Annotated in this window: 30 protein-coding genes; 18 read left to right on the top strand and 12 right to left on the bottom strand. The window is 40.5% G+C overall.

Annotated elements, in window-relative coordinates; genetic code table 11:
• Nucleotides 1-29 precede the first annotated feature (29 nt).
• Nucleotides 30-425: a hypothetical protein gene (locus ACQKL6_RS18035; protein ID WP_427651664.1), complete on the top strand. Its 396-nt coding sequence runs from the start codon at nucleotides 30-32 to the stop codon at nucleotides 423-425.
• A gap of 25 nt (nucleotides 426-450) precedes the next feature.
• On the opposite strand, the gene ACQKL6_RS18030 is transcribed toward ACQKL6_RS18035, so the two are convergent.
• On the bottom strand, nucleotides 451-1,506 hold the full coding sequence (locus ACQKL6_RS18030) for a FecCD family ABC transporter permease (protein WP_402990150.1): 1,056 nt from the start codon (nucleotides 1,504-1,506) through the stop codon (nucleotides 451-453).
• Nucleotides 1,503-2,507 (bottom strand): FecCD family ABC transporter permease, encoded by a 1,005-nt coding sequence (locus ACQKL6_RS18025; RefSeq protein ID WP_402990146.1) that lies wholly within the window; start codon nucleotides 2,505-2,507, stop codon nucleotides 1,503-1,505. The genes ACQKL6_RS18030 and ACQKL6_RS18025 overlap by 4 nt, the downstream gene beginning before the upstream one ends.
• 197 nt (nucleotides 2,508-2,704) lie before the next feature.
• On the opposite strand from ACQKL6_RS18025, the gene ACQKL6_RS18020 reads away from it, so the two are divergent.
• From ACQKL6_RS18020 to ACQKL6_RS18000, 5 genes are all read left to right on the top strand, one after another.
• The gene (locus ACQKL6_RS18020; RefSeq protein WP_402990143.1) at nucleotides 2,705-3,682 is read left to right on the top strand and encodes an ABC transporter substrate-binding protein; all 978 of its coding nucleotides are present in this window, start codon (nucleotides 2,705-2,707) and stop codon (nucleotides 3,680-3,682) included.
• A gap of 123 nt (nucleotides 3,683-3,805) precedes the next feature.
• A complete protein-coding gene (locus tag ACQKL6_RS18015) occupies nucleotides 3,806-4,630 on the top strand; it encodes an ABC transporter ATP-binding protein (RefSeq protein WP_427651661.1) in 825 nt (274 codons plus the stop codon).
• A complete protein-coding gene (locus tag ACQKL6_RS18010) occupies nucleotides 4,623-5,321 on the top strand; it encodes a (2Fe-2S)-binding protein (protein WP_402990138.1) in 699 nt (232 codons plus the stop codon). Before ACQKL6_RS18015 ends, ACQKL6_RS18010 begins: the two co-directional genes overlap by 8 nt.
• A gap of 127 nt (nucleotides 5,322-5,448) precedes the next feature.
• A complete protein-coding gene (yhaM, locus tag ACQKL6_RS18005; protein ID WP_402867705.1) occupies nucleotides 5,449-6,390 on the top strand; it encodes a 3'-5' exoribonuclease YhaM in 942 nt (313 codons plus the stop codon).
• Between the two features lie 97 nt (nucleotides 6,391-6,487).
• A complete protein-coding gene (locus ACQKL6_RS18000) occupies nucleotides 6,488-6,655 on the top strand; it encodes a sporulation YhaL family protein (protein ID WP_402867706.1) in 168 nt (55 codons plus the stop codon).
• Between the two features lie 53 nt (nucleotides 6,656-6,708).
• On the opposite strand, the gene ACQKL6_RS17995 is transcribed toward ACQKL6_RS18000, so the two are convergent.
• Nucleotides 6,709-7,569 carry a peptidylprolyl isomerase gene (locus tag ACQKL6_RS17995; protein WP_427651660.1) on the bottom strand — a complete coding sequence of 287 codons (861 nt, stop codon included), beginning with the start codon at nucleotides 7,567-7,569 and terminating at the stop codon, nucleotides 6,709-6,711.
• 203 nt (nucleotides 7,570-7,772) lie between these two features.
• Here ACQKL6_RS17995 and ACQKL6_RS17990 point away from each other — a divergent pair, with 203 nt between their 5' ends.
• A complete protein-coding gene (locus ACQKL6_RS17990) occupies nucleotides 7,773-7,856 on the top strand; it encodes a YjcZ family sporulation protein (protein ID WP_402868524.1) in 84 nt (27 codons plus the stop codon).
• A 179-nt stretch (nucleotides 7,857-8,035) separates the two neighbouring features.
• Nucleotides 8,036-8,119, top strand: coding sequence for a YjcZ family sporulation protein (locus ACQKL6_RS17985; RefSeq protein WP_402868526.1), 84 nt, complete (start codon nucleotides 8,036-8,038; stop codon nucleotides 8,117-8,119).
• A gap of 123 nt (nucleotides 8,120-8,242) precedes the next feature.
• On the opposite strand, the gene ACQKL6_RS17980 is transcribed toward ACQKL6_RS17985, so the two are convergent.
• Nucleotides 8,243-8,425, bottom strand: a complete 183-nt coding sequence (locus ACQKL6_RS17980; RefSeq protein ID WP_402867708.1) for a hypothetical protein — start codon at nucleotides 8,423-8,425, stop codon at nucleotides 8,243-8,245.
• Between the two features lie 98 nt (nucleotides 8,426-8,523).
• On the bottom strand, nucleotides 8,524-8,910 hold the full coding sequence (locus tag ACQKL6_RS17975; protein WP_402990353.1) for a DUF3267 domain-containing protein: 387 nt from the start codon (nucleotides 8,908-8,910) through the stop codon (nucleotides 8,524-8,526).
• A gap of 375 nt (nucleotides 8,911-9,285) precedes the next feature.
• Between ACQKL6_RS17975 and ACQKL6_RS17970 the strand changes: the two genes are divergently transcribed.
• Nucleotides 9,286-9,612: a DUF1878 family protein gene (locus tag ACQKL6_RS17970; RefSeq protein ID WP_402867710.1), complete on the top strand. Its 327-nt coding sequence runs from the start codon at nucleotides 9,286-9,288 to the stop codon at nucleotides 9,610-9,612.
• A gap of 2 nt (nucleotides 9,613-9,614) precedes the next feature.
• Here ACQKL6_RS17970 and ACQKL6_RS17965 read toward each other — a convergent pair whose 3' ends face one another.
• The 5 genes from ACQKL6_RS17965 to ACQKL6_RS17945 all read right to left on the bottom strand — a co-directional run bounded on the left by ACQKL6_RS17965 (nucleotide 9,615) and on the right by ACQKL6_RS17945 (nucleotide 13,737).
• Entirely contained in the window at nucleotides 9,615-10,193 is a 579-nt protein-coding gene (locus ACQKL6_RS17965) for an HTH-type transcriptional regulator Hpr (RefSeq protein WP_402867711.1), read from the bottom strand.
• Between the two features lie 188 nt (nucleotides 10,194-10,381).
• Nucleotides 10,382-10,744: a YtxH domain-containing protein gene (locus ACQKL6_RS17960; protein ID WP_402867712.1), complete on the bottom strand. Its 363-nt coding sequence runs from the start codon at nucleotides 10,742-10,744 to the stop codon at nucleotides 10,382-10,384.
• A gap of 621 nt (nucleotides 10,745-11,365) precedes the next feature.
• Complete coding sequence (locus ACQKL6_RS17955) at nucleotides 11,366-11,884, bottom strand: tryptophan transporter (RefSeq protein ID WP_402867713.1); 519 nt, start codon at nucleotides 11,882-11,884, stop codon at nucleotides 11,366-11,368.
• 124 nt (nucleotides 11,885-12,008) lie between these two features.
• Complete coding sequence (gene serC / locus ACQKL6_RS17950) at nucleotides 12,009-13,112, bottom strand: 3-phosphoserine/phosphohydroxythreonine transaminase (protein WP_402867714.1); 1,104 nt, start codon at nucleotides 13,110-13,112, stop codon at nucleotides 12,009-12,011.
• A 202-nt stretch (nucleotides 13,113-13,314) separates the two neighbouring features.
• Nucleotides 13,315-13,737 carry an HIT family protein gene (locus ACQKL6_RS17945; RefSeq protein WP_402955763.1) on the bottom strand — a complete coding sequence of 141 codons (423 nt, stop codon included), beginning with the start codon at nucleotides 13,735-13,737 and terminating at the stop codon, nucleotides 13,315-13,317.
• Between the two features lie 661 nt (nucleotides 13,738-14,398).
• Here ACQKL6_RS17945 and ACQKL6_RS17940 point away from each other — a divergent pair.
• The 4 genes from ACQKL6_RS17940 to ACQKL6_RS17925 all read left to right on the top strand — a co-directional run bounded on the left by ACQKL6_RS17940 (nucleotide 14,399) and on the right by ACQKL6_RS17925 (nucleotide 17,696).
• Complete coding sequence (locus ACQKL6_RS17940) at nucleotides 14,399-15,142, top strand: ABC transporter ATP-binding protein (protein ID WP_402990130.1); 744 nt, start codon at nucleotides 14,399-14,401, stop codon at nucleotides 15,140-15,142.
• Nucleotides 15,135-16,343 (top strand): ABC transporter permease, encoded by a 1,209-nt coding sequence (locus tag ACQKL6_RS17935; RefSeq protein WP_427651659.1) that lies wholly within the window; start codon nucleotides 15,135-15,137, stop codon nucleotides 16,341-16,343. The genes ACQKL6_RS17940 and ACQKL6_RS17935 overlap by 8 nt, the downstream gene beginning before the upstream one ends.
• Before the next feature lie 105 nt (nucleotides 16,344-16,448).
• Nucleotides 16,449-17,159, top strand: a complete 711-nt coding sequence (locus ACQKL6_RS17930; RefSeq protein ID WP_427651658.1) for an EcsC family protein — start codon at nucleotides 16,449-16,451, stop codon at nucleotides 17,157-17,159.
• A 96-nt stretch (nucleotides 17,160-17,255) separates the two neighbouring features.
• Nucleotides 17,256-17,696, top strand: coding sequence for a cell wall hydrolase (locus ACQKL6_RS17925; protein ID WP_402867719.1), 441 nt, complete (start codon nucleotides 17,256-17,258; stop codon nucleotides 17,694-17,696).
• Nucleotides 17,697-17,820: 124 nt separating this feature from the next.
• On the opposite strand, the gene ACQKL6_RS17920 is transcribed toward ACQKL6_RS17925, so the two are convergent.
• Nucleotides 17,821-19,035, bottom strand: a complete 1,215-nt coding sequence (locus tag ACQKL6_RS17920; protein WP_427651656.1) for a M20 family metallopeptidase — start codon at nucleotides 19,033-19,035, stop codon at nucleotides 17,821-17,823.
• A gap of 94 nt (nucleotides 19,036-19,129) precedes the next feature.
• On the opposite strand from ACQKL6_RS17920, the gene ACQKL6_RS17915 reads away from it, so the two are divergent.
• The gene (locus ACQKL6_RS17915; RefSeq protein ID WP_427651654.1) at nucleotides 19,130-19,771 is read left to right on the top strand and encodes a phosphatase PAP2 family protein; all 642 of its coding nucleotides are present in this window, start codon (nucleotides 19,130-19,132) and stop codon (nucleotides 19,769-19,771) included.
• A 97-nt stretch (nucleotides 19,772-19,868) separates the two neighbouring features.
• On the opposite strand, the gene ACQKL6_RS17910 is transcribed toward ACQKL6_RS17915, so the two are convergent.
• A complete protein-coding gene (locus ACQKL6_RS17910; protein WP_427651653.1) occupies nucleotides 19,869-20,387 on the bottom strand; it encodes an antibiotic biosynthesis monooxygenase family protein in 519 nt (172 codons plus the stop codon).
• A gap of 275 nt (nucleotides 20,388-20,662) precedes the next feature.
• On the opposite strand from ACQKL6_RS17910, the gene hemE reads away from it, so the two are divergent.
• The 4 genes from hemE (at nucleotide 20,663) to ACQKL6_RS17890 (ending at nucleotide 24,898) form a co-directional block, all read left to right on the top strand.
• Nucleotides 20,663-21,712: a uroporphyrinogen decarboxylase gene (gene hemE / locus ACQKL6_RS17905; protein ID WP_427651652.1), complete on the top strand. Its 1,050-nt coding sequence runs from the start codon at nucleotides 20,663-20,665 to the stop codon at nucleotides 21,710-21,712.
• Between the two features lie 74 nt (nucleotides 21,713-21,786).
• Complete coding sequence (gene hemH / locus ACQKL6_RS17900; protein WP_402955781.1) at nucleotides 21,787-22,719, top strand: ferrochelatase; 933 nt, start codon at nucleotides 21,787-21,789, stop codon at nucleotides 22,717-22,719.
• A gap of 21 nt (nucleotides 22,720-22,740) precedes the next feature.
• The gene (hemY, locus tag ACQKL6_RS17895) at nucleotides 22,741-24,180 is read left to right on the top strand and encodes a protoporphyrinogen oxidase (RefSeq protein WP_402955784.1); all 1,440 of its coding nucleotides are present in this window, start codon (nucleotides 22,741-22,743) and stop codon (nucleotides 24,178-24,180) included.
• A 142-nt stretch (nucleotides 24,181-24,322) separates the two neighbouring features.
• Nucleotides 24,323-24,898, top strand: coding sequence for a TetR/AcrR family transcriptional regulator (locus ACQKL6_RS17890; protein WP_402955787.1), 576 nt, complete (start codon nucleotides 24,323-24,325; stop codon nucleotides 24,896-24,898).
• Nucleotides 24,899-25,054: the final 156 nt, after the last annotated feature.

Raw genomic sequence — 25,054 nt, 5'->3', positions numbered from 1 at the left:
AGTGAACGAATTTGGACATGCACGATTTTTTGAAACGATATGATGCTTCGCTACAGTTACTCATCGAGGATGAATTTCCTGACAGACGGTGTATTGGCGGAAAGTATTCGGTTTCGAATCATACCATCACGTTATATAAAAAAGATATCGAAATCCAAGTGAAACGTTTACTCGGTTCCCTCGAAAGGCTTGAGGAATATGTATGGATCATCTTTGCCCATGAGATGGGCCATGCATTGGACCCGGACCTTTCCATGTTGAGCATGGAATTAGTTGGTCCGAGTAAACGGGAAACGCTCTATCAAATAGAACTCAATGCCTGGAACATTGCAGGTGAATTGATTCCGTTTATCGATCAAGGCTTATTTAGTAGAGTTAGGGATGAGTCGCTGAGCTATTGTACAAAAGACGTACTTGTTGGTTGAAAACCCTTCGGAATTGGAGGGTTTTTTATTTTTTTCGCGATTTTACTAGTAAATAAATAAAGTATGGAGCACCGATGCTTGCAGTGAATACACCTGCAGGAATTTCAAGTGGTGAAAAGAAGGTGCGACCAAACAAATCAGCTAGCATAACTAGAATACCGCCTAAGAGGGCCGATACGGGAAGCAATGCTCCATATGAGGAACCGACAAGCCTTCTTGCCATATGAGGGGCCATTAAACCTACAAAGGATATCCCTCCGGAGAAAGCAACTGAGCCTCCAATGAGAGCGGTACTGATCGTCAACAAAGTAAACCGTTGTTTTTGTACACTTCCGCCAAGACCTGTCGCAACGTCATCTCCGAGTTCCTGGATATTAATATTCCGGGCATAAATAATGACAATGAGTATAAATAAGGAAATCCATGGAGCTAAAATCGATACATTTTCCCAAGTGCTAGCAGAAACACTCCCGGTAATCCAAATGTTCACCTGGGTCGCATGATAGATGGGTCCTAACGTAATCATTAACGTCGTAAGAGATTTCATCAGTGTCGCAATCCCGATTCCAATCAGAACGAGCCTGATGGGTGATACACCTTTTTTCCAAGATAAAAAATAAACGAGGTAGGCTGTCAAGGTTGCCCCGAGAAAAGCTGCGATAGGCATCCATTTAATGCTGACGGTCAAAGAATGGGAGGCATCACTGAAAATTGCTAAAAAACATACAACAGCAACAGATGCACCCCCGGTAATTCCGATAATATCGGGAGAGGCAAGCGGATTCCGTATAATTCCCTGTAATATTCCACCAGCAACAGCAAGTCCCATGCCCACCAATAAAGCGATTAGACTTCTGGGCATACGAAAAGACTGGATAATGAGTCTGTCTCTATCACTTCCCCCACCAAAAATCACCTGTAGAACACGTAAAGGGTTGATTTTCAGTTCACCCAAGCCGATGCTGATAATGAAAACTGCTACGGTAAGGACTAACAGCGCTATAAATACGAATATAGAATGATAGTTTAATAAAAAGGACACTCTATTGTTAAAATAACGGACGCTTTTATATTTCTTCATTTACCATTGAACCCCTTTCTAGCGATGTAAATGAAAAATGGGGTCCCAATAATAGCCGTCATGATTCCGACTGGAACTTCCCTTGGCATCATTATGTATCTGGAAGCTATATCTGAAGCAAGGAGCAATATAGCACCGAGGAGAGCAGCAAAAGGAACCGCCCACCGATGATCAGTTCCAACTAGATAACGCGTTAGATGGGGAATGACAATCCCTATGAAACCAATGGGTCCGGCAATGGCAACTGAACCGCCTGCAAGCAGAATCACAACTAGGCCCATCACTAGTTTTAGAAGGATAGTTTTTAAACCGAGTCCCTTTGCAACATCTTCCCCCATCGAAAAGACGTTCATTTTTCCTGATAACAGCTGGGCTAGTATCCATCCAACTACTAAATAAGGCAAAACAGCCGTCAGATTCTCCAGTTTTCTTCCTGAAACGGATCCCGCCAACCAAAATAATACTTGTTCCAAAGCTGTCTCATTGGAAACTAGTAGTCCCTGCGTCAATGAAGCGAAAAGTGCGGCCGTGGCTGCACCTGCCAGTGTTAGCTTCATGGGGGTTAGTCCTTCCCCACCAGCCGATCCAATCGCATACACGCCAATGGCAGCTATGGCCGCCCCTAAAAAGGCAATCCAAGTAAAGGCTTGAAGATTATTTATTCCTATGAAGGTAACAGCTAGAACGATTGCCATGCTTGCTCCGGCATTCACTCCGAGTATATCGGGTGAGGCAAGCGGATTCTTTGTCAGCGTCTGCATCAAAACCCCAGAGACAGCTAGACTTGCACCCACTGCCGCTGCAATGAAAGCACGGGGCAATCTCACGCTTTGAATAATCATATGCTCATTGGAATAATCGAAATGAGTGAAGGACTCTAAGGTCATTTTCCATGTAGTGCTTGTATATCCATATACCAGGCTAAAACATAAAAAAAGAAGCAATAATAGAATGGCAGCCCATAATCCGGTCCACCTATGGACTTTATTTTTCAACAGCATATTAGTAACCTTTCAGAAAATAGTATTTAAGAAAATTTATCCAAATCTATTTTAATTTCAATTGCATGAAATTGTCAATGATTCTGAAAATCATTATCAATTAGTATTGACAGGAAAATAAAAACTAATTATGATAGATTTGCTAGTGAGAATAGTTATCAATCACTAAGTATCGCTTATTTTTGGAGGACTTTTGGATGAAACGCTCTAAATTACTTTTTGGAATTTTTTCATTATTCGCTATTCTGTTGCTCGCGGCGTGTGGCAGTGATAAAGAAACTGCAGGAAATGAAAAAGACGATAAGACAAAAGAAGATACAAGCTATACTGTTAAACATGCTATGGGTACAGCTGAAATGAAAAGTACACCAAAAAAAGTCGTCATTCTAACTAATGAAGGAACGGAAGCGTTACTTGCTTTAGGCGTCAAGCCTGTGGGGGCGGTTCAATCTTGGTTAGGGAATCCATGGTACGAGCATATTACAGCTGATATGGAAGGAGTAGAAGTGGTAGGTACAGAATCCGAAGTAAACTTAGAGAAAATTGCGGAACTGGCACCTGACTTAATCATCGGCAACAAAATCCGTCAAGAGGCTCAATATGATAAACTTAACGCCATCGCTCCAACTGTATTCGCAGAGAATTTAACGGGAGATTGGAAAGAAAACTTCAAATTATATTCAAAGGCTTTAAACCTTGAGGAAAAAGGAAATGAAGTTCTTGGTGAATTCGATACCCAGGTTGAAGAATTAAAAGGTAAATTAGGAGATAAAGTGAATCAAGAAGTTTCTGTTGTGCGTTTCTTGGCCGGGACTTCACGTCTTTACTATACAGATTCCTTCTCGGGAGTCATCCTTGACCAACTAGGGTTTAAACGTGTTGAAGGGCAAGAAAAGCTATTCACTGAAGATAATAAGCTAGCGATAGAAGTCGGTAAAGAAGTCATTCCTTCAATGAATGCTGATATACTCTTCCATTTCACCTATGCACCTGAAGGCGATAAGGAGGCTGTGAAAACAGCTGAAGAATGGACGAATGATCCATTATGGAAAAAATTAAATGTTGTGAAAGAGGGCAATGCCCATGAAGTGAGCGATGCCATCTGGAATACAGCAGGCGGCGTTCTTGCTGCACACAAAGTATTAGATGACATTGAAAAGATGTTAGTGAAGTAATCATTCACTCAATAAGGTAAAAAGACCTGAGCCAAAAAGATAGGCTTAGGTCTTTTTTTGAATTGACATTGAGAATCATTTTCATTAAACTAGGATTATTAGACTAATAAGGGGAGTAGTATAATGCGTCCAGCTATTAGCACCCAGTCTTTAGCGCTCGGCTATGGTGATAAATTAATTATAAATGAAATGAATATCGAAATTCCTCATGGAAAGATTACAGTGTTCATCGGAGCTAATGGATGTGGGAAGTCAACGCTACTTCGTTCAGTAGCCCGTCTATTAAAGCCCCATTCCGGTTCCGTATTGCTTGAAGGAAAGGCCATTTCTTCAATGGCATCGAAGGACATAGCAAGAAAGATGGCTATTCTGCCACAAGCGCCTCAAGCTCCTGAAGGACTGACAGTTTATCAACTTGTCAAGCAAGGAAGATATCCCTATCAGAGCTGGTTGAAGCAGTGGAGCTCTCTCGATGAGGAAAAAGTCCAAAAGGCGATTGAATCTACGAATCTTACAGGTTTGAAGGATCAGGTTGTTGATGAATTATCCGGCGGTCAGAAGCAAAGGGCATGGATAGCGATGACCCTGGCTCAAGATACCGATATCATTTTATTGGATGAGCCGACGACCTATCTTGATATGGCCCATCAGATTGATATTCTGGATTTATTATTCGAATTGAATGATTCTGAAAAAAGGACAATTGTCATGGTGCTCCATGATTTGAATTTAGCTTGCCGTTATGCAGATAATCTGGTCTCCCTTAAAGATGGGAAGATATTTGCCCAAGGACGTCCAGAAGATATCATCACTCCTGAGATGGTTTATCAAGTGTTCGGGATGAAGTGTCAAATTGCAAGGGATCCGATTTTTGGAAGCCCGATATGTATCCCGTTTGGAAAGGGCCGTTATGCTAAAAAATCGGCGGAGGTATTGGCCCATGCATGAGGTGTCACCTTCAATCGAAGAAGAGCTGCAAACGTATCGGATTTCCTTTAAAGAGGAGATAAACAATCCAAGAAACGTGGAGGATATCGAAGAATTGATTGGTTATGCAATAATCCGCTCTGGAGCAGATACTCCTAGGGTTGCCGCTTCCATGTGGTTCAGGCGTTATGCATTTTTTATTACGGCACAATTGTACATGATCAGTAAGCATCGGCTTGTTTGGAATGGTTCGCTTTCTGATTTGGCCATTCTGGATGATCCTGCAGATGTGCAATGGTTTCCAAAATTCTGGCTGAAAGAAAATAGTTGGAGCGATGTTCCGGAGAAGGAAAGCCAACAAGCATTACATACTGTATTAAATAAATTTGGCGCTGATGTCATTGTCCCACTTTCCAAATCTACTAAAGTATCAAGACTTATACTTTGGGAAAATATATGGGGGTATACGGTCTGGATGTATTCAGAGTTGTTGAAGCAATGTGATATCAAAGAAAGAGTGGAAGCCGATATCGAAAATCTGCTGGATGATGAAATCTGGCTGGGGATGGAAAAGCGGTCACCATTCAAACGCTTCATCGGGGAAAAGACGGTACCTGAATCCATGAATTCTTATAAGCGTGTGACATGCTGTTTATATTATCAAATCGAAGGTCAAATGAAATGCCCTTATTGTCCCAATAGTAACTGTTGAATGATTTGTCTAGGAACCAGGCTGTAAGTAAAGCCTGGTTTTCTTATGTGCACTTTAATAGAAACTAAACGCACTAACCAAATTGGTATGTTATAATGTTGATATTTAATTGAACGGAGGCAGTCGCATGAACAATGGGATCATTCATTATGGAATTGGTGAAGTAGTAGATATATATATGTACATCAAAACGAGTACAAAGGCGGTTGCGAGTAATGGCAAGCCATTTTTGACGCTGATTTTGTCTGATAAAACGGGTGAAATCGAGGCTAAACTCTGGGATGTATCAGAGGCTGATGAAAAAACGTACAGTGCCGAGGCTACGGTGAAGGTACAAGGAGAGGTTCAGAATTATCGCGGTCGGAGTCAATTGAAGATTCGTCATCTTAGACTGACTACGGATGCTGATGGCGTCACAAAAGGCGATTTGATTCAAACGGCACCTCTAAGTCAGGAAGAAATGATGGAGACCATCACCCAATTCATCTTTGAAATGAGAAATCCGAATATCCAAAGAGTGACTAGGCATCTGGTCAAGAAGTATCAGGAAGAACTCTTAACATTCCCTGCTGCCACTAAGAACCATCATGAGTACATGTCGGGCCTAGCTTACCATGTCGTGTCCATGCTGGGGCTTGCAAAGGCCATTTCAGGCTTATATCCATCCCTTGATAAGGACCTTCTATATGCCGGGGTCATTTTACATGATTTAGGTAAAGTCCATGAGCTATCGGGTCCTGTGTCGACTGTTTATACGGTTGAAGGGAACCTGCTTGGCCATATCACGATCATGGTGAATGAAGTGGGCAAAGCTGCGGAAGAACTTGGAATCGATACCGAAGAAATAATGATTTTGAAACATTTAGTTTTGAGTCATCATGGAAAAGCGGAATGGGGAAGTCCGAAACCGCCAATGGTGAGGGAAGCGGAAGTCCTTCATTATATAGATAACATGGATGCCAAAATCAATATGATGGATCGGGCCCTTGAAAAAGTGAAACCAGGGGAATTCACCGAAAGAGTCTTTGCACTGGATAATCGTTCATTCTATAAACCAACCTTTAAATAATGAATATGCTTCTTTCCTAACCTGGAAAGAAGCATATTTTTTTATCTCCTGCATATGCTCTAGTAAAACAATGGGGGATCTTGAAAGGAGAATGGACATGCCAATATGGATCTGGTTCGTGTTTATTGGAATCATTGTCAGTGCCGTTATGTCAATATGGACAGCGAGGAAAGAACGCATGATAGACGAAGCGTGGATTGAAAAGGAAGGGCAGAAATATATAGACCGTATGATAGAGGAAAGAGAGAAACGAAAAGAGGCCTAAGATAATAGTAAAAAGCGACAGGGGGTGGTCCCTGTCGCTTTTTAGTGTGACTATTATTTTTCTGTAGCAGTTTCGGATGTGATGGAATCTTTCAATTCTTTATCCTTGACCTTCACGTCTGCTTTTTTAATTTCGGAATCTAAAATATTTTGAACTTTAGTTTGGTCAATTTTAGCCACTTTTAGTTTATATTCAAGATCCTTTTTCATATCTTTATACGATTCTTTTTCTTTCTTATCCTGCAATTGGATGATATGGTAGCCAAATTCAGATTTTATTGGCTTGGAGATTTCGTCTTTTTTCAGCTTAGCTGCAGCTGTTTCGAATTCCGGAACCATTTCACCTGTACTGAACCAACCAAGATCTCCACCCTTTGCAGCCGTTCCTGTATCAGTGGAATATTCTTTCGCAAGTGCGGCGAAGTCTCCACCCTTGTCCAATTTAGCTTTGACTTCTTCAGCCGTTTTCTTGTCTTTCACAAGAATATGTCTGGCTTTAAGGTCTGGTTTGTAGTTTTCGTAAGCTTCTTTCACTTCCGCTTCCTTCACGTTAATGTCCGCGATGGCCGCTTTTTCTTGAAGCATGCCGATTCTAAGTGCACGCTTAAGATCTGCTTCACTATTATATCCAGATGAAGCTAAAGCCGAGTCGAAGTTTTCGCCCATTTGATCTTTAAGCTCTTTTACTTTAGCTTTAACTTCTTTATCCGTTACCGTGTATTTATCTGAAAGAACCTTTTCGTATACCATTTCCTGAAGGACTTGGTCACCGTATCTGTCTTTCATCACATTGTAAAACTCTTCTTTTGATATATCTCCAGCTTTTGATTCCACTACTGCTTCTTTGTCGCTGTTGCATGCTGTAAGTCCGATCAGTCCAGCAGCTACGGCAACCGATAATGCCCACTTCTTCATTTAGTAACAACTCCTAATTTTTAAGTTTCTTTTTTTTGTAATTATTCGATTATCCACAAAACTAACTATAACATATTTTGGCTGTTTTACAAAAAATAATATATTGATGTACCTTTAAGAATTTCAAAAAAACTGGGTGTATGCCCACCCATATCCTGAATCCCTACATATGATAAATCGAAGACAACAATGGAGGTAGTTTTATGGGTAATCGATATGGCAGTGGGTTTGCTTTATTGGTTGTTTTATTCGTCTTATTAATGATTGCTGCGGTCGCATATTGTTAGCCGAACACAACATTAATATGAAAAGTGCCCACTCCTTTTGGAATGGAGATGAATAGGATAGGGTAGCCGCTCATGAAATTTACACATGGTGAATAAACCTGATGAAATGTATTTTTTTTACGGGTTATAAGAGTGTGCATGAAAGTAATCTTAATCTGGAATGGGAAGGAGGAAGATCAATGTCTGGAGGAGTTGGTGGGGGCTTTGCCCTAATAGTCGTTCTTTTCATCCTATTAGTAATCATTGGCGCATCCTGGTTATAAGAAAAGACAAAAAAGACGAAGCCGTGTGCTTCGCCTTTTTCTTTATGTGGATAGAAGCGTTGGAATACCACATTAATGCAGGTATGTAATGATTATTATCAGTATATACGCAAGGGCTTCCCTTTACACATATAAAACTTCAATATAGGAGGATAATAACAAAATAGTGATCAACACATTAATGGTCCTGAATACTTTAGGTTGCTTTTCTTCAGAGATTTCCTTTTGAATACATAAAGAGTTTGTCATTCTATTAATATTATAAAGAATCACAATAGCAAAAATAATAAACCAGAACGAGATCAAAAAATCCCTCCTTGCATAACATCATGTATAAATACGATACCAAATATTAATGAAAAAAGATACCTAAAAATCTTGGTAGCGTCGGAAGGAGGCAATATTCATTTTTGGACTAGGATATCGTATCCTTCTCCGTGCTCCTCAATGAAGGATCGCCCGGGTGATCCTATCAGGTTCTTGACATAAATGAAATCCGACACGCACAAACCTGTATGCAAAGATAGTAAAATGGTGAAATAATGGGTGTAGTGTGGGAAAGCCACGGCGCAACCGATAAAAATAAAGGACATGATGAAAAAGGGTAGAACCAAGGTGATAAGATAGAGATTTTTCCGAATCGGATGATGCACGTATACTTTGCATGTAAGTACGAGATGCCACCTGAGGGACCATGATGTTTTTACCTTTTTACATATTAATCTCATAGGTAAGTAGTGTAATAATTTGTGAACAGGATATAATAAGAGCAATAAGCTAAAAAATCCCATCGTTTGATCGTCATACAAAATGACATGGGGTGAAAATACGCTTAATAATGTATATATTAAAACAAATGACATCATTATAGTGAAAACTGTAAATAGGAGTAGACGGCAACTCCCATACTGTTTTGAAAGGTCAATTGTTTTCCATGAATTCATGTTGAAATCAGCCTCCATAGACCCTTAAATTTACTTACATACATTACGATGAATGAATGGAAAAAGCAATAGGTTTTATGGATTTTGTTTTTAGATAAAAAAGGATGGAGTTTCCAGGCTCAGGATTGGTGGGGCATTTCGTGGAGTAACGAAAATTAACTGAAAAAATAATAATGGATTTTGTATGCATATGCTAAATAATGATTGATTGGGGACTATAGAATGAGAAGTGTAAATGAGGAAATCGAAATACTCCGTTTTCACCAGCGACTGCTACTAAAGTTAATTCATAATCCACAGGCAAAATTGGATTATCTTTTCGTGGAAAAAAATTTTACGAAGAGGGAAGCCGAAGAATTACATGCCTTATGTGATGTATTGAGCAAACGCTTTGAAATAGAAAAAGCGGAAGGGTACATGAATTTTCGACCGCTTTTTAGTCAACTGGAGAAAAATTTGAATCCCAAAACAACTATAAAAGAATGCATTGAGGCTTGCCTCTCACAAGGTATATATGTATCGTTCATGAAGGAAATGGCTAAAATGTGAGATTAAACGGCCTCAGTTTCTTTCTCTATCTTTTTTTTTGTAATTTTGCCCTCCACGTCAGTAAAGTCCCGATCGATGTTAGCAAAGGATTTTTCGAATATTTCCATGAAATCTTCCCCATAGATATTACGGATGACAGCCATCATCTCAATCATTTCGGGGAACTTACCGTAAAGTTCACGAAGGGGCATCGCTCCGGAGAAAGCGGAGTTATTACTTGGTTCATAAGTCTCCATTAAATCAAGTATGACTTTTTCTCCCTCATCGGTGATTTCGATATACGTGTTTCTTTTATCATTCTCTTTTTTTGAGAATGTCAAGAATCCACGTTCTTCCAATTTCTTGGAAAAGTTAAAGGCAGTAGAAACATGCATGACCCCAAACTTGGCCACATCGGAAATGGAAGAGCCATTAAGATGATAGGCAATCCATAGAATGTGGTGCTCATTAATGTTTAAATCATGAGGCTTAATCCATTGTTGCCAGTCTTTTTCAATTGATTTCCATAAAGCTTTACTTAATTGAGCGATTCGCTGACTGAATATCATTGCTTCTTTCATAGAATAATTTTTATTCTGCATCTTATGGGCTCACCTACTTATCAGATTCTGTATATATTATTATGACAATAAAATAAAAATTAATAAAGAGAATATTAGCAAAATTTTTAGAAAATTTAATAATCGCCAATGAATTCTCCATTTTTCCCTAAAATACGATGTATTTTTATGGTAAAAATGGAGATTCGACAATGTGCTTCCTTTTGCCTTCAGTTTTTAGAAGAGGGTATGGTTGTTTCCAATTCTCTTAAAGATTCCTCTATTTCTTGAACATTCCTCAATAACTCCGTTTTATTCGGTTCGATGTCCTGCTTCCAGTTCTCTATGACGACTTGTACATCCGAAATGAAAGTTTTCACCGTTTCTTTGCTAATTTGAGTCGCTTCCATCGTGTCCTCTTTAATATTCAGCAATTTAACCTTCAACTCTTCAATCGTTGTTTTAATTTCATCGGAATTTGTTTTAATGCGACTCCGTAGGTCTTTCCCTGAAGTTGGTGTAGAAAGTAATGTGGCTGCACCCGCTACAACTGTTCCGGTAATAAAGCCGATCAATAATGATTTTGCCTTCATTTAGAATCACCTCATTTTATAATTATTCATTTCGCTTAACATGGCCTAAATCCCTGCTAGGAAAAACATCAATTGGAAATTATGTTATATAGGGATATAAATGCTATTGATAACAAAATACCATAATTTTCTTCCTTATGGAAGAGGATCTACCATTTTATCTTTATATCACAAAAATATTTTTTTAAACTTCTTTCTTTCAATAATGATAGGGAAACCAAGCGTGAAGACTCTGGAAGTTTACATATAAAGGGAAGTTCAGCATATAGATAATAAAAAAACATGCTGTCGGCTCTGTTGATGGCATTGGTGGGTTTACAATGAAAATGATATTTTTATTAGGTCTAATATGCCTGTGCGGGATGGGGTATTTTTTAGCAAGAGCAAAACATCCAGGGAGTTATCCCCCTAAGAGGGTGCTTCAGTCCAATGCAGTCATGCTGGGGGTCCCAGGTGCCTTTCTGCTTTTGGTCTGGTTATTATGGGTGCTTGTTCATTAAGCGCCCGAGTGGTTTTAGGATGAGTTGGCGAAATCTAGTGGGTGTTGGTTCGAATCCATATAGGAGTGTAAAAAAAAGCACCGGGCATCCGGTGCTTTTTAAAGTATGTTAATCCTGCTGATTAAGCATGAACGGGTATCTTTGTTTTTTTTACAATGCCATTCACAATTGGATAAATAACGATGATTGCCACTGTGTTAAGCAGTACGGCAGGAAGTACGACAGCTCCGAATAGTGCAACGAAAGGTCCTGGCAAGGAAACGATGTAATAAGCCGAACCAAGGAAGACAGCACCAGATATGATGGTTCCTAAGGCAGTCAGGATACTCACGCTGATAACGGAAGTTGAAAACTTCCTAATCCCGATGAATAAAAGGTAAAACAAAAAGGCTGTGACCAACTTATCGATGATATTGGGGATTTGTCCTCCAGGGAATGTCGTTGTCATGGCAGAAATGGCTCCAGCAGCCAGGGCGACGATGAATACATTCTTTTTCTCGGGAAACAGTACAATCGCCAAAAACATCATCAGCAACATCATGTCAGGCTTCATTCCTAAGAAGAATCCAGGAATGATAAAATGGAGGGCTGCTCCAATCCCAATTAATAGGGACATCGACACAAGGGTTTTCGTTTTCATTTATTCATCTCTCCTATTCTCATCTCAACTAAATTTCTTCAACAATGCACTATTGCTTGTTGCAAGAAGTTTTAAATATTATATCATAGGACCTAGCCTTTTAGAAGTCAAAATTACCTACATATCAAAGGGCTTGAGTTTCTTTTGCGCTGTAAGATTCTTGGAACTTTTTCATGAACGCAGCAAGTTCCAGACAATGGGAAAGTGGAACGGCATTATAAATGGATGCCCTGCAACCTCCGATGGAGCGATGTCCGTTAAGGCCTACGAATCCAGCTTCTTTTACTTCCTTAAGGAACTGCTTTTCAGCTTCTTCTGTTGGAAGTGTGAACGTTACATTCATATGTGAACGGCTATCAGAAAGGGCGTGTCCTTTATAGAAGCCATTGCTGTTATCAATGGTATCGTAGATGGCTTTAGCCTTTTCTTCATTGATTTGTGCGAGTTTTTCTACACCGCCTTGTTCTTTTGCCCAATCCAATACAAGGGATAATAAGTATATGGCCAATGTTGGTGGTGTGTTGTATAAAGAGTTATTTTTTGAATGAATAGAATAATTAAGCATGGAAGGAATCTTGTCATTATCAGTTATTAAGTCTTTACGGATAATCACGACCGTGATTCCTGATGGTCCCAAGTTTTTTTGTGCTCCCGCATAAATGATGCCGAACTTACTAACATCAATTTTTCTGCTAAGGATATCGCTCGACATATCTGCCACGAGTGGGACGCTCCCTGTTTCAGGAAATTCCTTCCACTGCGTGCCGTAGATGGTATTGTTGCTTGTAATGTGCAAATAGGCAGCATCTTCATTCATTTCGATATCAGTAACTTTGGGAATGAACGTATATGTATCATCTTTAGAAGAGGCAACGACCGCTGTTTCCCCAACTTTCTTCGCTTCCTTTAAAGCCTTTTCCGACCAAGAACCAGTCAGGACGTAATCTGCACGCTTCCCATCTTTCAATATGTTCATGGGAATCATGGAAAATTGGAGGCTGGCTCCACCTTGTAAAAGCAAGATTTCGTAATTGTCCGGAATTTCCATGATTTCTTTCAGCGTTTGGATCGCGTGATTGTGGATTTTTTCGAATTCTGCGCTTCTATGACTTAATTCCATGACAGACATGCCAGAATCCTCGATATTCAACCATTCATTTTGAGCTCTTTGTAAAACTTCCAATGGAAGGGCAGCAGGCCCCGCGTTAAAATTACGTGCACGTTTCAATGTGTGTTCCTCCTATACAGTAATGTGTGAAAGTATGTAAGACTATATATATCCTAACAGAAAACGAATTTAAATAGGAGGAAAATTTAGAATTTTTAGTGTGGGAAATCGTTATGTGAAAACATGTAAAAAACAGGCCCCTGAAGGAATCAGGGACCTGTTTGGTCTTGGTTTTTCCTAATATGAACATAAAAGGGAAATGTTATTTGATGTGTTGCGAAATGGAATCGGCAATTCCTTTTAAAGCTTCAGGAGTATACTCGCTTGTATGGGTTTTCCAAACGGCACCGAATCCATCATGCTCACCATGGCGTGGAATCAAGTGCATATGGAAATGGAAGACGGATTGTCCGGCGGCCTCTCCGTTGTTGTTTAGGATATTCAATCCTACAGGCTCGAATTCCTGTTTCATGGCACGGGCAATTTCCGGTACGACTTCAAACAGATTCTTGGCGATCTCAGGTGTTAACTCATAAATGTTTTCCTTATGTACTTTCGGAATCACCAGTGTATGTCCTTTTGTTACTTGGCTGATATCAAGAAAGGCAAGTACATGTTCATTTTCATATACTTTCGTACTTGGAATCTCTCCATTGATGATTTTGCAGAAAATGCAATCGCTCATATAAAACACTCCATTCACTATTTTGGTTAATCGTACCATAGCATGATTCCCCAGGAAAAGAAAAAACATAAAAACAGGATGCAACGAAAACGTTGCACCCTGCCTGTTTGAAAAAGGGGAAGTGGGCTTCGATTATATATTCGCATTAGCATCTAAATTCTCTGCGACAAACACCTCATCTACAATAGAGTAAAATTTTGGTCATCTGATTAGAGATTCTGCATTCAAACCAACCATCTCCTATATCTTTAAAGTTTTTTCAACTTCCAAAGTATATTCGATAATGAATGAATGATTTTTCAGCTTTTACGTGCAAGAGAACCATCTCCTTGCTCGAAACGATTTTAATAATGAAGCTTCTGGTATCGTTCAGTTATACGTCTTTGACTGACACCTCATTTACAATTTTGAATGTGAATAAATTGTAATGGAACTTCTGGGTATTTCAGTGTTATACGTCTTTAACTGACACCTCATTTACAATATGACGTGAATCACTTGCAATGACTAGCCCCTTCTTCCTTAATTATGATGGCCCAGAAGTAAGAAAAATATAATTGGTTATTTCAGGAAATTTTAAATTGGGTGCACTCGACTATATAAAAACAGGAGAATTTGGTAAAATGGTAAAAAGAACGTTTATATAGAAAGGATCGTTTATATGTCCTTATTGGAAATTAAGCAACTAGTTGGGGGATACACGAAATTACCCGTACTGAAAGGAATAAGTTTCGATATTCAGCCTAATGAGCTTGTTGGGTTAATCGGACTCAACGGTGCTGGGAAAAGTACGACGATAAAACACATTATTGGACTCATGGAGCCTAAAGGTGGAAGTGTCTCGATTCATGGAAAAACACTTGCCCAAGATCCTGATACATATCGGAAACAATTTACATATATTCCGGAAACGCCTATTTTATATGATGAATTGACACTTGAGGAACATTTGAAACTAACGGCCATGGCTCATGGTCTGGAAGAATCCGAGTATAAAGAGAGAATGACCGGTCTCTTGAAGGAATTCCGCATGGAGAAAAGGCTTAAATGGTTTCCGGCCCATTTTTCTAAGGGCATGAAACAGAAAGTCATGATTATGTGCGCCTTTTTAATACAACCATCATTATATATCATCGATGAGCCATTTGTTGGACTGGATCCACTAGGCATTCAGTCTTTGCTTGATTTGATGAGGAAAATGAAGGAGAGTGGGGCAGGTATATTGATGTCGACGCATATCCTGGCTACTGCGGAACGTTATTGCGATTCTTTCATCATCCTGCACAACGGAGAAATACGGGCAAAAGGTAATTTGGAGCAGCTTCGCGAACAATTCTCCATGCCTGGAGCCACGCTTGACGATTTATACATCCAGTTAACGAAGGAAGAGAACGGTCATGAATAGTCAAGGTCTCTGGAAGGAACGGTATATTCTCTACATCCAGGAAATGCAAAAATACCTTCGTTACATTTTTAACGGCCATCTCGTTTTCGTGATGGTGTTGGTTTTAGGCGGTTTGGCTTATTATTACAGTGACTGGGTGAAAACACTGGATGGTGATTTTCCGGCTGAACTGATCATGGCCTTTGTGTTGGGCATCCTTGTAACTAGAAGTCCCATCAATACATTCTTAAAAGAACCGGATACCGTGTTTTTACTGCCGCTTGAAACGAAGATGAAAAGCTACTTCAAAAATTCTCTGATGGTCAGTTGGGTCATGCAAGGATTTTTGCTATTAATCATGTTAATCGTATTCGTACCATTGTATGCAAAAGTTACGGGTGCAAGCGGTAAGCAGCTAGGGTTCATACTCGTTGTGTTACTCGTATTGAAGTATCTGAATTTGTCCATGCGCTGGCATGTGCTGAAGTACCAGGATGTATCAGTGAGCCACTGGGATTCGATTCTCCGCCTGGTACTTAATGGCGTCATACTTTACTTTGTATGTTCCAGAGCCCATATCCTATATGTACTGGTCACCTTCGTATTACTGTTTGGCCTATATCTGTATTACCGCAGTGCCACCAAAAGCCTTGTTTTGAAGTGGGAACGTTTGGTGGAACTTGAAAACAAACGGATGACATCCTTTTACAGAATCGCGAATATGTTCACGGACGTTCCTCACTTGAAAGGGAAGGTAGCACGCAGGAAGTGGATGGACTGGCTTTTAGCCCTCATCCCATACGGTGAAAAATCCACCTACAATTACCTGTATGCCCGCACATTGCTTAGATCGAATGATTATGTAGGTCTATGCTTACGGTTAACGGTAATAGGCGCCGTCATTCTGATGGTGTTTACAAACCTCTGGGCGCACTTAATCGTCACTTTCCTATTCCTATTCATGACAGCCCTTCAGCTTTTACCAGTTTGGAAGGTGCATGAATGGAAAGTCTGGGTATCCTTATATCCATTGCCCGCAAAAATGAGGGAAGCCGCAGTCATTAAACTTATATCCTATTTCCTTTTATTTGAGGCTGTACTGTTTTCCCTCATCCTTTTAATAAAAGGAGAATGGTTTTCCACTTTAGCCGTATTGGTTCTAGGGATCATCTTCATTCTGGGATTCAAAAAGTACGCCACCAAAAAAATCAAGAACTTTTAAACGCGAAGCTGATTTTTCTTTTGAAAAGTCAGCTTCATTTTTTTTGTGAAATGAAAGCTAAAACTTGTATGGACGGTATATACATGAAATATGGAGGTGGGAAATATGGATGCATACGAGCAAAAGGCGCTATCTGAACTCGCCTCATGGATAAAGAAAGTCAATAAGAAGTCAGGCAAGTTTGAGAGGGTTTCCAAACAGGTTCAACTCAAAGTGAACAGTTATATTCCGTCAAGGGTTCATAAAGTGATTTCCGAGAGCATTAGAAGCATGGTGGGGGCTGTGTTGTCAGGATCTAAGTATATATCCAAAGAAAAAAACGTCATGCTGTTATCTTTGCAACAAAAGGAAGAGTGGGTAAAAGAAAAGGTCACGAGCCATCGAAGAACGGCGGTCATTGAAGGGGTGGGGACGGGTGCTGCAGGCCTATTGGTTGGGATGGTCGATTTCCCCCTGCTGTTAAGCATAAAAATGAAGCTGTTATTCGAGATTTCCCGCCTATATGGATTCGACCCAAACGAATATGAAGAACGCTTGTTCATCCTTCATGTCTTCCAAATGGCTTTTTCAAGCGAGAAAAAGAAAATGGAGACTTTAAGGGTCATTCAGGAATGGAATAGGGGAAATCACCCGGAAATCAATTGGCAGGATTTTCAGCAAGAATATCGCGATTATATTGATGTGGTCAAAATGTTCCAGCTTGTTCCGGGGTTTGGCGCGGCCGTCGGTGCCTATGCAAACCACCATTTACTTGGACAGCTTGGGGAGACGGCGATCAATTGTTATCGGATTCGTCTTTTATCCAGTAAAGAATGATTAGAGTACCCGTCGGTTTCTATTTAAAACTTCGTTTCACTTTTATGAACAGACATGAATATAGTTATTTTTCATACTATATATTGAGGTGAAAACATGCCAAGAGTAACTTACCGAAGTTCGGATGTAGATTTAATGGCAAGGATGATGAGGGCAGAGGCCGAAGGTGAAGGGCTCCAGGGGATGTTATATGTCGGGAATGTCATTGTGAATCGTGCTGTAGCAGATTGTTTGGACTTTAAAAATGTTAGAACAATCCCTGAAGTCGTCTATCAGGTTCAAGGAGGGAATTATTCTTTCGAAGCGGTTCAAAAAGGAAATGTATTTTATCAAAGATCGAGAGAGGCTGAAAGAAGATTAGCAAAAAGGAATTTGGAAAGTTGGAGAGAACACCCAGCGAAATATGCTCTTTGGTACTTTAATCCATATGCTGCGTGCCCTCCAACATGGTATGACCAGCCTTTCACCGGCCAATTTAAAAATCACTGTTTTTATGAACCAAAACCTGGAACATGTGAAAGTGTTTATATGGGATAGTTTTTGGATGTTCCGTCCATGTTACAGTTTTTTAAAGAACACCCTTGTAGGTGCTTCATTTCGTGCAAAAGGGAACCCCTGGAATTAATGGGGTTCCCTTTTGCTGTTCCCGGTAAGTCAATGCCTATCCTTTATTCATAATGGTGTCTTGTTCTTGGTGGGGTTGTTTTTTCTTATGATAAGTGATTGCCGCGTTACCTAATGTTTTGGCAGCTATAAGCATGGCCCGTTCATCAAAGTCGAATAGGGGATGATGGTGTGGATAAGTAGGGTCTTTTCGTGGTTGGGCACCAGTAAAGAAGAATGTTCCTTTAACATTCTGTAAATAATAAGAAAAGTCTTCACCTGTCATATTTGGCTCAACTTCCTCTAGGAATTGGACTTCTTTGATTGAGCTGGTGCAATCGATAAGGAACCTGGTCTCCTCTTCATGGGTGACGACCGCTGGATAGCCTTGATGGAATTGGTAGTCATAGGTGCAATCGGCAGAAAGGCAAATCCCTTTAACGACCCTTTCTATTTCTTCACGAATGAAAGAACGGACACCTTCTTTGAAAGTTCGGACTGTCCCAACTATCTTTGCTTTGTCTGCAATGACGTTAAAGGCATTATCCGCGACGAAGGAACCGATGGTGATGACGGCTGAATCCAATGGGTTAATGCGACGACTGACGATTTGCTGTAAAGCGACCACGAGCTGGGAGGCAGTCACGATGGCATCCCGTGTATTATGAGGTTGTGCACCATGTCCTCCTTGACCTTGTACCAGGATTTCAAAACGGTCGGCTGCCGCCATTAGCGGTCCATATGCGTATTGAATGGTTCCTGTCGGGACCGTTGCCCATAAATGGGTGCCGAAAATCACGTCCACCCCATTTAAACAGCCTGCTTCGATCATTGGTTTAGCCCCGCCTGGAGCATACTCCTCTGCATGCTGATGGATAAAGACATATTCACCTTCCAATTCATCCTTCAGTGCATAAAGGGTCTTGGCAAGAACCAGAAGAGTCGCGGTATGGCCATCATGTCCACAGGCATGCATGACGCCAGGAACGGTGGACTTATAAGGAACTTCCTTTTCATCCTGAATGGGAAGTCCGTCAAAATCGGCTCGCAATGCAATGGTCTTACCGGGTTTACTACCATAGATCTTTGCCACTACTCCGTTTCCCCCGACGTTGGTTCGAACATCTATCCCTAGTTTCCGATAAAACTCGGCGATAAAGGCAGCTGTTTTGGTTTCATGAAAGGAGAGCTCAGGATATTGGTGAAGGTATCGTCGGATCGATACCATCTCCCCGTAGGACTCCTCGAGAAGAACATCTAATTGTTCAACCATCACAAACCTCCTAATCATTGGATTATTTGTAAATAGTATATCATAATTGGAGGGAGTAAAAGGGAAATCGGTCATACATAAAGGAGCATTTATCATGATTAAATATTCGAAGCTTGCTGCCATACTAATATGCTTGTTCATTTTCATTATAATCATGAACGAAGTAGAAAAAGGAGTCATATTACCCTTTGACAGTACTATTTCGAGAATCTTTACAGGGGTGGATACTACATATTGGTTTCCTTTTTTTAAAACAATCACTTATCTAGGCTCATCCATTTTTATAGGTTGTGGCAGTCTTGTTCTCGTCCTATATTTATGGTTTGGAAAGAAGGATTACACGGCGATGGCAGTCGTCTCGATAGGAGTAGCTGGAGGCGACCTCTTAAAGAGATTGATAAAGAAATGGATCCAAAGAGATCGTCCTGAATATAGCTTGGTGGATGCTCCAGGTTTCAGTTTTCCAAGCGGGCATTCCATGGTAGGGATGATCTTTTACTGTATGGTTGCTTATTTCACCATTAAAGCAATAAAGTCCAAATCACTGAAATGGGTAGCCGGCATTGGATTTCTTTTGCTAATCCTTCTCATCGGAATGAGCAGGATCGCCCTTAGAGTCCATTTTCCTACCGATGTCTTGGCTGGCTTTGCCCTCGGGGTGGCGTATAGCGTAGGTTGTCTATCCATATATCAATGGTTTAAGAGGAAAGAGGTTAGGGGAAATGAGGGGCCTTGAAACCAGGGGCAAGGGTGATTCGTCCGTTTTTTGCCAGTTTTAAAAAAGAAAAGGCCGATACCCAAAAATGGGTGGCCTTTTCATATATGGTTGATGCCTATTCATCGGTATCCTTCACTAGAGTGTATTGGGTCATATAGGCTTCGCCTGAGAACATTTTCTGGCTTGAATTGGTTACCGGGGAATTTGATCCATTATTATGGAAGGCCTGTTCGAAGGAGCTTGAGTTCTTCCAACTTAAAAAATTCGTTTGTTTTTCCCAAATGGTCAAGATGACGTATGTTTCGGAATGGATCGGCCTTAGGATACGAAGGGCGACAAGGCCAGGTTCCTTTTCAATGAAACCAGAAATATTTTTAAAGCGATGCTCGAATACAGGACGGCCCTCTTCGCTGACAGGGATATTGTTCATGACGACATACCCGCTTTCAGGAAGTTCGCCCGTGCCACCCACGACTTCGTATTTACGTGGCGAGGCAAAAATGGTTTTACTTGTTGTCTCATGTAAGAGAACGGTAGTTTCCGCATTTTGCATGAGCAATATTTTTTCAGCTGGATGCTTATCTTTTTTTATTTTCATGAAATTGAATGTGCCTGATGTGATGTATATATTCATATTTTCCCCTCCGGTAGTTAATAGTATTCTCTATACCCATTTTACCCAACAGGTAATGTTTTTACCATGTTCCTTCAACTGGTTTTGTCACTTCGTTTGCTCAGGTTTTTTTCGAAAAAGGTCGAATTTCTGACAAATACATAGGTTGGCTATACTTCTATATTAGAAAAAGCTATAGTTTAAGGAGATTCAATTTGAAATTCAACTACCATCTGATATTCTATGTAAGTGATACATAAAAAAAGGAACGTTGAGTGTGTGAAAGGTGGATATTAATGAGTATGGATATTAAGAATGATACATTTTTAAAAGCTGCTAGAGGAGAGAAAACGGATCATGTGCCAGTTTGGTATATGCGTCAGGCAGGTCGTTCACAGCCGGAATACCGTAAATTGAAGGAAAAGTATTCTCTTTTTGAAATTACACATCAGCCGGAATTATGCGCTTTTGTAACAAGATTGCCTGTTGAACAATATGATGTGGACGCAGCGATTTTATATAAAGATATTATGACACCGCTACCAGCATTGGGCGTGGATGTAGAAATCAAGTCAGGAATTGGTCCGGTCATTTCCAATCCAATACAATCATTGAAAGATGTTGAAAAGTTAGGGGAATTGACTCCGGAAGAAGATATTCCTTATGTACTGGATACGATTAAATTATTGACGAACGAACAATTGACTGTCCCATTGATAGGGTTTTCTGGTGCACCGTTTACGATCGCTTCATATATGATTGAGGGCGGCCCATCGAAAAACTATAATAAGACGAAAGCATTCATGTATTCCGAGCCAAAAGCATGGTTTGCGTTAATGGACAAGTTAGCGGAAATGATCATTGTCTATGTGAAGGCACAGATTAAAGCTGGCGTTAAAGCCGTGCAAATCTTCGACTCATGGGTAGGTGCTTTAAATGTCGAGGATTATAGGGTGTTCATCAAACCTATCATGAATCGTATATTCACTTCGTTACGTGAGGAAAATGTACCGCTAATCATGTTCGGTGTCGGGGCAAGCCACTTGGCATTGGAATGGAATGACCTTCCTATCGATGTAGTAGGACTGGATTGGAGATTACCTATTTCACAAGCAAGGGAAATGGGCATTCAGAAAACGGTTCAGGGGAACCTGGATCCTGCCATTTTATTATCATCATGGGATATCATAGAGGAACGGGCTAAACAAATCCTTGATCAAGGCATGCAGCAGGATGGCTATATCTTCAATTTGGGACATGGAGTATTTCCTGATGTGAACCCGGAAACATTGAAGAAGTTGACCGCTTTTATACATGAATATTCATCAAGCATGAAAAAAGGCTGAGCGAATCATTTGAAACGTAATGGCTAAAAGATGCAAAATAGATTGATCGAAATTTTCTAAAGAGGTGTAATTTCATGACAACGAAAAAAATGGGCCTTTTAGTCATGGCTTATGGAACTCCGTACACAGAAGAAGATATTGAAAGATACTATACGCATATCCGTCACGGAAGAAGACCGAGTGATGAATTAATGGATGACCTTAAAGGGAGATATAAAGCAATTGGAGGTTTGTCCCCCCTTGCAAAGATTACAGCAGGACAAGCTGAAGCGCTTGAAAAACAATTGAACTCCATCCAGGACGACATTGAATTCAAGGCTTATTTGGGCCTTAAGCATATCGAGCCATTCGTCGAGGACGCGGTTAAACAAATGCATGATGACGGCATCACGGAGGCTGTCAGTATCGTATTGGCACCCCATTTTTCAACTTTCAGTGTGAAGTCCTACAATGGACGGGCACAGGATGAAGCGGCCAAATATGGCATGAGCATTCAATCCGTTGAAAGCTGGTACGATGAGCCGAAATTCATCCAGTATTGGGTCGATCAATTAAAAGGCGTAATCGGGAAAATGACTTCAGAAGAACGTGATAATTATGCGTTGATCGTTTCGGCACACAGTCTTCCGGAAAAGATTCTACAATTGGGGGACCCATATCCGAAGCAGCTTGAAGAAACGGCAAAATTGATTGCCGAGGGTGCAGGTGTCTCCAATTATGCGGTAGGTTGGCAAAGTGCTGGACAGACGCCAGAACCTTGGCTTGGCCCTGACGTTCAAGATCTTACAAGAGACCTTTATCATGAAAAAGGATTTAAGGCTTTCATTTACATTCCTGTAGGATTTGTAGCGGAGCATCTTGAAGTCCTATACGATAATGATTATGAGTGTAAAGTGGTTACTGAGGAAATCGGGGCTGGATATTACCGTCCGGATATGCCAAATGTAAAACCGGCATTTATCGATGCCTTGGCTACCATTGTTTTAAATAAGCTGGATGAGAAATAATTTTTAAAAAGAGGGCGATGAATGGTGGATCAGCCTATAAAAACGATTGCCATAATCGGCGGAGGGATAACCGGACTTGCTTCAGCTTATTATCTTCAAAAAAGGTTGAGGCAGGAAGGTCTTCCTCATGAAGTGCTTTTAATAGAAGCTGACCCTCGCTTGGGCGGGAAAATAAAGACCACCGTAAAGGATGGCTTTATCATCGAAAGAGGACCAGAATCATTTCCAGCCCAGAATTCACATGTAGTCCGCCTAGCGAGAGAAGTAGGTATGGAGGAACAGCTTGTAAGCATGAAGGATGGCAGTCTTTCCGTGTTAGTACGGGAAACGCTCTATCCTTTACCAAAGGGTACTTTAATAGGAATTCCGATGAAACTTGCTCCCTTTTTAAGGACCCAATCCATCAGTCTTTTCGGAAAGTTGAGAGCTGTGGCTGATTTAATCCTGCCTCGTTCTAAAGAAAAGAAGGATCAGTCGTTTGGCGGTTTCATCAGAAGGCGACTGGGTGATGAGGTATTTGAGAACCTAACAGAACCGGTGTTATCGAACATTGTTGCGGGGGATCTGGACGGAATCAGTCTAATTTCCACGTTTCCTGATTTCTACGAAACCCAGCAAAAACATCGTAGTCTCATCATGGGCTTGAAGAAAAATACCGCTTCCAAGGAACATTCCACGACAAGAAGTGACCAGCAAACGTTTAAGGCAGGGATGGAGTCGTTCATTCAGGCAATAGAAGGAAAACTGGCCCCTGAAACTTTCCTTAAGGGCGTAAGGGTAAGGGAAATTGACAAAGTGAACGATGAATACGTCATTCAATTGAATAATAATTCTACGGTTCATGCCGCCTCAGTCATTGTGGCAACGCCCCATCAGGCTAGCTATAACATGTTTGCGAATTACCCCTACTTTGATATGCTAAGGGAAATGTCAGCCATCAGTGTGGCTACAATCTCTTTGGCATTCGATGAAGACGCATTTAATGTGGAATTAGTGGGTAGCGGTTTTGTGGTGTCCCGAAACAGTGATTATACAGTTACTTGCTGTTCATACACTCATAAGAAGTGGCCACATATGACACCGGCCGGAAAAATTCTACTTCGCTGTTACATCGGACGCTCCGGTGACGAAACGGTGGTAGACTTATCAGATGAAGAAATCATAAGGATTGTATTGGATGATCTGAACAAAACGATGTCGATAACCAAGGAACCTGACTTTGCATTGATCAGTCGATGGAAAAAGACCATGCCGCAGTATACGGTCGGTCATAAAGAAAAGGTTGAACAGTTAAAGAAAAGCATCAGAACTGAACTACCCGGTGTCTTTCTTGCCGGCAGTTCTTATGATGGTTTCAGTTTGCCAGACTGCATCGGTCAATCCGAGAAAGTGGTGAAGGAGGTCTTTGACTTCATTCAACAAGTCGATGCCACTCCCATAAAAACAGTGTCTGTCCATTGATGGGTAGTCACTGTTTTATTGATAAACGGGAAGGCCAGTGAATCATATATTGGTAAATCGATTGAATTACAAGAGATGTTTTGGTAAGATATAATAGAACTTATTGACCGTTTCTTTATTTTGGTCAGATTTGGGGTGAGGAATGTCTGTTGATCGTAAAAAATTGATTTTAGAAGCTGCTACTAAATCCTTTTCTCTCTTTGGATACAAGGCAACGACGATGGATCAAGTAGCTAAAATTGCCAATGTAGGTAAAGGTACGATCTATACCTTTTATAAGAATAAAGAAGAGCTGTTCAAAGAAATTGTCCAACGGATGATAGAGGAAATGAAGTATGAAGCTGAACAATCCTTCGATCAAGAATTACCCTTCTTCGAGAATCTGCATAGAGCTGTGTATCGTATTCTGGAATTCAGGCAGGAACATCAATTATCCTTGAAACTTCTTCAGGAAGAAAGGGAAATTGGGACGCCGGCTGTTCAGGATATGGTGAATGAAATGGAAGAAGCCATAGTGTCGTATATTAAAGAAAAACTAATAGCGGCGATTAAAAAGGGTTACATTCAGGACTGTGACCCGGAGATAACCGCTTTCCTCATGTTAAAAATGTATCTTGCCCTCATTTTTGATTGGGAACGGTATCATGAACCATTAGGGAAAGAAGAAATTGCCGAGTTATTCAAAGTGTATTTATTCAAAGGGTTATCAGTTACTTGATAATTCTTTTTTTTGTCTTTTGACCTTCATACCTGTGTTCATCTGTTGTAAAAGAACAGATAAAAAGGGGCTGTCCCAAAAGTCAGGAAAATGACTTTTAGGGCAACCCTTTTTTTATGAAATTTATGCACAAAAAAATCGCCCTTTTTAGTAAAA

The sequence above is a fragment of the Peribacillus sp. NPDC097197 genome (assembly GCF_050278025.1).
Taxonomy (GTDB): Bacteria; Bacillota; Bacilli; order Bacillales; family DSM-1321; genus Peribacillus.
Note: the sequence above shows the minus strand (reverse complement) of the source record. Positions and strands in the feature narration are given on the sequence as shown.